Source organism: Brevibacillus sp. SKDU10 (assembly GCF_001645205.1).
Classification (GTDB): Bacteria; Bacillota; Bacilli; order Brevibacillales; family Brevibacillaceae; genus Brevibacillus_B; species Brevibacillus_B halotolerans.
In genome coordinates this window covers 20,595-29,015 of sequence record NZ_LSSO01000057.1, presented here as the reverse complement: position 1 = coordinate 29,015, position 8,421 = coordinate 20,595, and the positions used below count along the sequence as shown (strand labels likewise).

Genomic DNA, 8,421 nt, shown 5'->3' with positions numbered 1-8,421 from the left:
AATGTGGTTGAGATATTTTTTTATTTTGATTAATACCTCGTGGGGTATCTTTAGTTTTGATACAGTAAATGACATTCAACATACAAAAGGAGCCAACAACTTATGAAAAAGAAAATCATCATAGTAGGTGGAGTAGCAGGTGGAGCAACAGCAGCAGCAAGATTGCGTCGGCTAAGTGAGCGGCACGAGCTGATTATGATTGAACGGGGTGAACATATCTCGTATGCCGTTTGCTGTCTTCCCTATTATATTGGCGAGGTCATCGAGCAACGAAGCAAGCTCTTTTTGCAATCAGTGGAGGGAATGTCTCAGCGTTTTAACATGGATATTCGCATTCGAAGCGAGGTTACTCACATTAACCGGGAGAAAAAGACGGTTACGATTCACAATCTGCAAACCAAAGAGATATACGAAGAGAGCTACGATGTTCTGATTCTGTCTCCGGGTGCAAAACCGATACGACCTGCTATTTCAGGAATTGATGAGGCAAAGCAATTATTCACATTGCGAAGTGTTTCAGATACGGATGCGATTAAAAGCTATGTAGATCAACAACAGCCTACTCGTGCCGTTGTTATTGGCGGCGGATTTATTGGTGTGGAAATGGCAGAGAATCTGTCCGAACGTGGACTTGATGTTACGTTAGTCGAAATGGGTAAGCAGGTTATGGCGCCGCTTGATATTGAAATGGCTGCTGTGGTGCACGAGCATATGCGGGCTAAAGGCATTACGCTGCTTTTGCAGGATGGAGTGGAAGCTTTTGGCGATCAAGGAAGGATTGTTCGTCTCAGCAGTGGGCGTGAATTAGTGACAGACATGATCATTTTAGCTATTGGTGTACAGCCCGAGTCTCAGCTAGCAAGGGAAGCAGGTCTCTCCGTAGGGGTACGTGGAGCAATTCGTGTCAATAAGCACATGCAAACGGATGATCCAGCCATTTATGCTATTGGTGATGCGGTAGAGGTAACAGACTATATTAATAATCAGCCAACGCACATACCGCTTGCATGGCCGGCCAATCGCCAAGGACGCTTAGTAGCAGATCATATTAATGGTCGCGATGTTCAATATAACGGCACACTTGGTACGTCAATTGCGAAAGTGTTTGATCTTACTGTCGCCACTACAGGAAATAATGAAAAAACCTTACTGCGAGCTGGAATAGAATATACAGCCATCCATGTGCATCCTGCTTCTCATGCTGGATATTACCCAGGTGCAGCGCCTATTTGGATGAAGCTACTTTTTGATAAAACAACAGGCAAAATCTACGGCGCGCAGGCCGTTTCAGCAGATGGAGCCGATAAACGGATTGATGTGATTGCAACAGCGATAAAAGGAGGATTAACCATTCACGACCTTCCTGATCTGGAGCTGGCTTATGCTCCTCCATATTCCTCTGCTAAAGATCCGGTTAATATGATAGGATATGTAGCCAGCAATATTGCTGACGGCTTAGTTGACATTGTGCAATGGCATGAGATAGATCAGATTGTAGCAGACGGAGGACTACTGGTTGACGTACGGGAACCAATTGAGAGAGAAGCGGGTTATATCAAGGGTTCTATTAATATTCCTCTGCCAGAGCTACGTAATCGCCTTGCTGAGCTGCCAAAGGATCAAACGATCTATGTATCCTGCCAAGTAGGATTGCGCGGATATTTAGCGGCACGTCTGCTTAGTGAAAACGGCTATCAGGTAAAAAACGTAGATGGTGGATATAAAACATATCGGATGGGCAAATCGACAGAAGAAACGACCGATCCAAGAAAAGAGGATGCAGCACCATTGGCAGGAAGCTCCGCTGGAAAACCTGCAACAGAGGCTCAATCACAATCAAAGCGCCCCCATACATCAGCGTCTAGCATAGATAGTCCGGCGATTACGATTGATGCATGCGGATTACAATGTCCCGGTCCGATTATGCAGGTTTTCCAGGCTGTATCAGGAGCCCAAGACGGACAAATAATTGAAGTAAAAGCTACCGATCCTGGATTTATGGCTGATATTGCCGCGTGGTGCGATAAAACAGGGAATACCCTTCTCTCTTCCGAATATAGCAATAAAGTAACTCATGTATTTATTCAAAAGGGGACAAACATGCCCACCTCCAGAGCCGGAGCTGCTATACAAAAGGCCAACGCTGAAAAGCAAATTGATAAAACCGGAGCTACAATGGTCGTATTTAGTGGTGATTTAGATAAAGCGATGGCTTCGTTTATCATTGCATCTGGAGCGGCTTCTATGGGGAAAAAGGTGACGATGTTCTTCACTTTCTGGGGACTAAACATCTTGCGTCGTGAACATCCGCCGGAAGTTGAGAAGGATACACTGGAAAAAATGTTTGGAATGATGATGCCAAAAGGGGCCAATAAACTAACCTTGTCGAAGCTGAACATGGCTGGAATGGGGACTAAAATGATGCAGCATGTTATGGAGAAGAAAAATGTAGATTCCCTAGAGACCCTGATGAAGAATGCTCAAGCGGCAGGAGTTAAGATGGTAGCGTGCGCCATGAGCATGGATATTATGGGAATAAAACAAGAAGAATTAATTGACGGAGTAGATGTAGCCGGAGTGGCTTCATATCTAAGCGATGCACAGGAATCAGGACTTAATTTGTTTATTTAAGAGTAAAGATAATGAAATAGGCGAGGTGAAACAGCATGGACTATCAGGATTCCGTCAAAAATAGATTAAAGCGAATAGAGGGTCAGGTACGCGGTGTACTGAAGATGATGGAAGAGGATAAGGACTGTCGAGATGTGGTTACACAGCTTTCGGCTGTTCGTACCGCTGTAGATCGTGTAATTGGACTAGTTGTAGCGAGTAATCTGGAGCATTGTATACGTGAAGAATTGGAAAAGGGAAATGATCCAGAGCAGGTAATTAAAGAAGCTGTAGATATACTGGTTAAAAGTAGATAAATATCCTGCAAGTTACTATCCTAGATACAACCCGGACGTAAGCTCCGGGTTGTTTTCGGTTTTCTCAAGCTCATGAAGGCGCTGCATCTGGGTTCAATCTTTTCAAAAAAAGTGGAAACGAAATTATTTTACAAATAAACATACCATTTGATGTGAAGTTTGTTATAATGTACGGAAATCAAATGCAGTGAGGAGAAAAACATGTCAAAAAGTGAACAGTGGACTTCAAAGTTAGGTTTTATTTTGGCTGCCGCAGGATCAGCAATTGGGCTAGGGGCAATTTGGAAATTCCCTTATGTTGCTGGTACGAGTGGTGGAGGGGCTTTTTTCTTACTGTTTTTGTTATTTACGCTATTACTGGGTACTCCTTTATTATTAGGAGAGCTAATAGTTGGACGAAGCACGGGAAAAGATGCTGTTTCTGCCTATAAAGCGATCGCACCTAATACCCCATGGCACTGGGTAGGTAGGCTGGGTATTATAACTTGCTTTATTTTATTATCCTTCTATAGCGTTGTAGGTGGCTGGATTCTTCTGTATTTCATAAAAAGCATTACGGGTCAATTAATTGGCCAAGGTTTGGATTATAATCAACTATTTGGTCAAACCATTTCAGACTCATGGCTAGTGTTGTCGGTTCAATTCTTATTTATGATGATTACGATTTTGGTTGTGTCCCGAGGAGTTTCGAATGGGATCGAAAAAGCTAACAAATATATGATGCCGGCACTCTTTTTGATTTTTCTTGCTCTTATTGTTCGTTCTGTTACGTTGCCGGGGGCTTGGGAAGGAATTACCTTCTTTCTACAACCCAATTTTAGCGAGTTAAGTTCTAAATCAATTTTATATGCATTGGGACAGGCATTCTTCTCGTTAAGCGTAGGTGTGTCGGTTATGGTAACCTTCAGCTCCTACTTACCGAAGAATGAGAGCTTGCCAAAATCTACAGTTTCCATTGTAAGCTTGACCATTGTAATTTCTCTGCTAGCAGGCTTGGCGATCTTCCCGGCTGTATTCTCATTAGGAATGAAGCCTACAGAAGGTCCGGGACTTTTGTTTGTGGTCCTGCCGGCAGTGTTTGATCATATTCCGTTTGGAGCCTTTTTCTTGACCATCTTCTTGTTATTGTTCTTGTTTGCTACGTTAACTTCCGCATTCTCCATGCTAGAAATTAGTGTAGCAGCAATCACAAAGGGCAATCAGGCAAAGCGTGCTTCCGCTTCTTGGAAGGTAGGTCTACTGATTTTCGTGTTAGGAATCCCGTCCGCTTTGGCATATGGAGTTTTAAGTGACCTAACCATCTTTGGCAAAAGCTTCTTTGATGCAGCGGATTTCTTGGTAAGTAATATCTTAATGCCGCTTGGAGCCTTACTTATTTCTATATTTGTAGCATGGAAGATGAAACGCGATATCTTACTAGCAGAAGTACAACAGGGTTCAACTGGTAAAGTAGTCTGGTTTAAAGCGTGGTATTTCTTACTTAAATATCTAGTACCTGTAGCTATTATTGTGGTATTTATTAGTTTGTTACTCGGACAATAGATTACATTAATGAGAATTGATGATAAATGTAAAAAGCTCTCCAGCATAGCGTAATGCTAGCTGGAGAGTTTCTTTTTTATCTATTCAATTCATGCTGGTAAAAGGGTTTATTTACCAAGATAAGCATTTAACATCCAAATGTGTTTTTGTAGATCAGTAATAGTACCAAGCAACATATCGCTAGTGCTTTCATCGCCAGCTTCTTGAGCAATATCCATTCCTTTTTCACATTCGGTAATCATGGATTGGAAGTCATTGATGATTGCTTGAACCATTTCCTCAGCAGATTCATTACCGGAAGCTTCATGAATGGTTGCAAGTGTTGCGTATTCGGTTAATGTTGCTGCTGGTTTACCGCCAATAGCTAATACGCGTTCACCCAATTCATCAATTCTAGTTGTTGCTTCGTTAAACAATTCTTCAAATTTTTCATGTAAAGTGAAGAAATGAGGACCTTTAACAAACCAATGATAGTTATGCAATTTTACAAATAAAACATTCCAGTTTGCTACTTGGCGATTAAGGACGTCAATTACTTTTTGATTGCTTACCATTACTTGTTGTGCCATAGAAGAACAACTCCTTTTTGTAATTTGTATTACTTTATATTAATTATAAATTAATAATAATACTAATCAATCTCGAAGTCCAGTCTTTTTTGTGAAAAATATGTGAAGATCTCATACAAGGCTTCCTGTGTTTTCTGGCGTCAGCATGCTTACAAACATGTAAGTTTTTTGTAATCTCATTCGATGGTGAGTCTTTCTTCTTTTTACTACAATCAAGACAAGAGATAAGAAACGAACCTAACCACTGAGGAGATGACGGACATGAGAATGATGAAGAAATCAATTGAGATCGTAATGGCGGTAATAGAAGTTTTGTTTAATGGAAAGCAAGTTGTGTTAGAGCTTAATAAATAAGAGAGTTTGTAACCTAGAATATTTTCATGTAAATGAAGTTCATAGATGTACATTTGGTCAAGACCTTCTCCTCACATAAGATGGTCTTTTTTTATGTTTTCATGCATGAAAGATAGTAAATTACAACAGTCCCATAATGAATCATTATATCCTTATCTAGGATCGTTGCATTTGATCAAAAGTTATCATTTTAAAAACAGACATATGGATATCGAATGTTTGGAAAGGTAAGATTCGTATGATATGATTAGCTGGAAATGAAAAAAGCATAGGAGGTTACTAAATGAGATATGAAGCTATGTTGGCATCGCATGTAGGTGGCTGGGAAGCTGCACTTGTATTATTAATTCTTGCCTATGTATTTTACAGATTAGATAAAAACAAAATTGCGAAAATCCTACATATGATACTGCGACTTATGTACATCATAATTGTTGTATTTGGAGCTATGCTCTTATTCAAGTTTTATCTGAGCGACATCCGATTCATCATAAAAGGCCTTTTGGGTGTCTGTACCATCGGCTTGATGGAGATGGCACTGGTACGTGCAGATAAACACAAGCCGAACTTTATTTTCTTTGTTGGCTCATTAGTATTGCTAGTGATTGTAGTATTAATTGGATACAGAGTTATCTAGTAGTAAGAAAGTCTATAACTGTTGAAAAAGAGATGGACCCTTGTGTGAGAGGGGACATCTTTTTTTGCTTACAATAGGTTTTTTTTATTAACTTTTTGAACAAAACATACAATTGTTCTTATTTTTTTGACGTAGACATCTTGTTTTTTATTTGAAACTCTTTTATGTTTTAAAATGACAAATTTTCTATTACGTAGGTTTCTAAAAGATTCAAATTATTATTTTTTGGTTCCTTACATAGTAGGTTTGTCCAATAGGCATACTTCAAATAACCAAGTCATCTATGTAAATGGGGTTTTGAAGTAAAGGAGGTTCGTACATGTTCAAAAAGATCTTTGGGGTGTTGCAACAGGTAGGTAAGGCACTTATGCTTCCCGTTGCCATCCTGCCAGCCGCAGGGATTCTCCTAGCATTCGGTAATGCTTTGCAAAATCCGGCCTTGCTGGAGCAATTACCATTTTTATCAGGACCAGCGATTCAATTAGTCGCAAAAGTTATGGAAGAGGCCGGCTCCATTATTTTTGGAAACCTAGCGCTTTTATTTGCGGTAGGGGTAGCCATTGGATTAGCAGGTGGTGAAGGGGTAGCTGGGCTAGCTGCAATCATTGGTTTCTTAATTATGAATCAGGTTATGGGTGTCTTCCTTGGTGTAACTGCCGAAATGGCGCAGACTGATAAAGCCTACGCAATGGTGCTTGGAATCCCTACCCTGCAAACAGGTGTTTTCGGTGGGATTATTATGGGGGTTATTGCGGCTAATCTGTACCGGAAATTTTATAACATAGAATTACCGCCGTTCTTAGGCTTCTTTGCGGGAAAACGATTCGTACCGATCGTTACAGCGGTCGCTGCTTTAATAACAGGTCTTGTACTCATCTTTATTTGGCCGCCAATTCAATCAGCTCTTAATGCATTCTCACATGTGATGTTGGATTCCAATCCAACCGTGGCTGCATTTGTTTTTGGTCTTATTGAACGTTCTCTTATTCCGTTTGGTTTGCATCATATCTTCTATTCACCATTCTGGTTTGAGTTTGGGGAGTACGTAAACAAAGCTGGACAACTTGTTCGCGGAGATCAAGCGATCTTCTTTGCTCAAGTGAAGGATAATGTACAGTTAACAGCAGGAACATTTATGACAGGAAAGTATCCGTTTATGATGTTCGGATTGCCAGCGGCGGCTTTGGCCATTTATCATACGGCTCGTCCTGAAAACAAAAAGATGGTAGCCGGGATTATGGGATCGGCTGCCCTTACTGCCTTTTTGACAGGGATTACAGAGCCGATTGAATTCTCATTTTTATTCGTAGCACCAGTATTGTTTGCTATTCACGCAGTTTTTGCTGGGCTTTCCTTCATGATCATGCAAATCCTCAATGTAAAAATTGGAATGACCTTCTCTGGAGGAATCATTGACTACTTACTATTTGGGGTGTTACCAAACAAAACACAATGGTGGCTAGTGATACCAGTAGGTTTGGTGCTTGCAGTCATCTATTATTTCGGCTTCCGTTTTGCTATTCAAAAGTGGAATCTCAAAACACCTGGTCGCCAGGATGAGGTAGAGACTCAGGCTGGTAATAACCAAACCTCTGGATTGGCTGCAGGTGTATTGGAAGCGTTGGGCGGTAGCGCTAATATTAGTAACCTAGATGCGTGTATTACACGTTTGCGTGTATCTGTTAACGATAGTAAGCATGTAGATAAGGAACAATTAAAAAGGCTGGGAGCAGCAGGGGTCCTGGAAGTTGGTAACAATATTCAGGCGATCTTTGGACCAAAATCTGATCAATTGAAGGAACAGATTAAGGATGTAATGGCTGGGCGCACACCGGTTGAGAAACCTGCAAATCAGCCAGCTCCGCAAACTGTCTCTGAGCAGACAAGCGCTGCTACGGTTTTTGTTTCACCGCTAGAAGGTAAAATGCTAGAGCTAAAAGATGTACCTGATCAGGTCTTCTCTCAAAAGATGATGGGAGATGGTTTTGCTATTGAACCAACTAATGGAGAGGTTGTATCTCCTGTGGATGGAACAATTGTTACCTTCTTCCCAACTAAGCATGCGATTGGTATCGCTGCAAATGATGGACGTGAGATTCTGATTCACTTTGGAATTGATACGGTGAAGCTAGAGGGCGAGGGCTTTGAAGCTCTAGCTCAAGAAGGAGATAAAGTTAAAGCTGGACAGCCATTACTGCGTGTTCAACTAGCAGAGGTAGCAGAAAAAGTACCTTCTGTGATTACACCAATTATTTTTACCAATTTGCAAGAAGGGGAGCAAGTTATTGTTAAACCGGGCTCTTTGGTAAAACGTGGTGAAGAAAATATTATTTCCATCGAGAAATAACCATCATCTATATGAAAAAATCGGCAGAGTGATCAGGACTCTGCC

At 41.0% G+C, this 8,421-nt stretch carries 6 protein-coding genes; 5 read left to right on the top strand and 1 reads right to left on the bottom strand.

Features of this window, described 5'->3' with window-relative positions; genetic code table 11:
* Positions 1 to 102 precede the first annotated feature (102 nt).
* The 3 genes from AYJ08_RS04385 (at position 103) to AYJ08_RS04375 (ending at position 4,469) form a co-directional block, all read left to right on the top strand.
* Complete coding sequence (locus AYJ08_RS04385) at positions 103 to 2,631, top strand: CoA-disulfide reductase (protein WP_064016735.1); 2,529 nt, start codon at positions 103 to 105, stop codon at positions 2,629 to 2,631.
* A gap of 35 nt (positions 2,632 to 2,666) precedes the next feature.
* Positions 2,667 to 2,927 (top strand): metal-sensitive transcriptional regulator, encoded by a 261-nt coding sequence (locus tag AYJ08_RS04380; protein ID WP_003333625.1) that lies wholly within the window; start codon positions 2,667 to 2,669, stop codon positions 2,925 to 2,927.
* 201 nt (positions 2,928 to 3,128) lie between these two features.
* Positions 3,129 to 4,469: a sodium-dependent transporter gene (locus tag AYJ08_RS04375; protein WP_064016734.1), complete on the top strand. Its 1,341-nt coding sequence runs from the start codon at positions 3,129 to 3,131 to the stop codon at positions 4,467 to 4,469.
* A gap of 107 nt (positions 4,470 to 4,576) precedes the next feature.
* Here the strand turns inward: AYJ08_RS04375 and AYJ08_RS04370 are convergent, their stop codons facing one another.
* A complete protein-coding gene (locus tag AYJ08_RS04370; protein ID WP_064016738.1) occupies positions 4,577 to 5,023 on the bottom strand; it encodes a Dps family protein in 447 nt (148 codons plus the stop codon).
* Positions 5,024 to 5,675: 652 nt separating this feature from the next.
* Here AYJ08_RS04370 and AYJ08_RS04365 point away from each other — a divergent pair.
* Together AYJ08_RS04365 and ptsG are read left to right on the top strand one after the other, a co-directional pair.
* Positions 5,676 to 6,029, top strand: a complete 354-nt coding sequence (locus AYJ08_RS04365) for a DUF1516 family protein (RefSeq protein WP_022585411.1) — start codon at positions 5,676 to 5,678, stop codon at positions 6,027 to 6,029.
* 319 nt (positions 6,030 to 6,348) lie between these two features.
* Positions 6,349 to 8,376: a glucose-specific PTS transporter subunit IIBC gene (gene ptsG / locus AYJ08_RS04360; RefSeq protein WP_064016733.1), complete on the top strand. Its 2,028-nt coding sequence runs from the start codon at positions 6,349 to 6,351 to the stop codon at positions 8,374 to 8,376.
* Positions 8,377 to 8,421: the final 45 nt, after the last annotated feature.

Coding starts and splice junctions, on each gene's coding strand:
- AYJ08_RS04385 (WP_064016735.1), top strand. CDS start 103: ATGAAAAAGAAAATCATCATAGTAGGTGGAGTAGCAGGTGGAGCAACA.
- AYJ08_RS04380 (WP_003333625.1), top strand. CDS start 2,667: ATGGACTATCAGGATTCCGTCAAAAATAGATTAAAGCGAATAGAGGGT.
- AYJ08_RS04375 (WP_064016734.1), top strand. CDS start 3,129: ATGTCAAAAAGTGAACAGTGGACTTCAAAGTTAGGTTTTATTTTGGCT.
- AYJ08_RS04370 (WP_064016738.1), bottom strand. CDS start 5,023: ATGGTAAGCAATCAAAAAGTAATTGACGTCCTTAATCGCCAAGTAGCA.
- AYJ08_RS04365 (WP_022585411.1), top strand. CDS start 5,676: ATGAGATATGAAGCTATGTTGGCATCGCATGTAGGTGGCTGGGAAGCT.
- ptsG (WP_064016733.1), top strand. CDS start 6,349: ATGTTCAAAAAGATCTTTGGGGTGTTGCAACAGGTAGGTAAGGCACTT.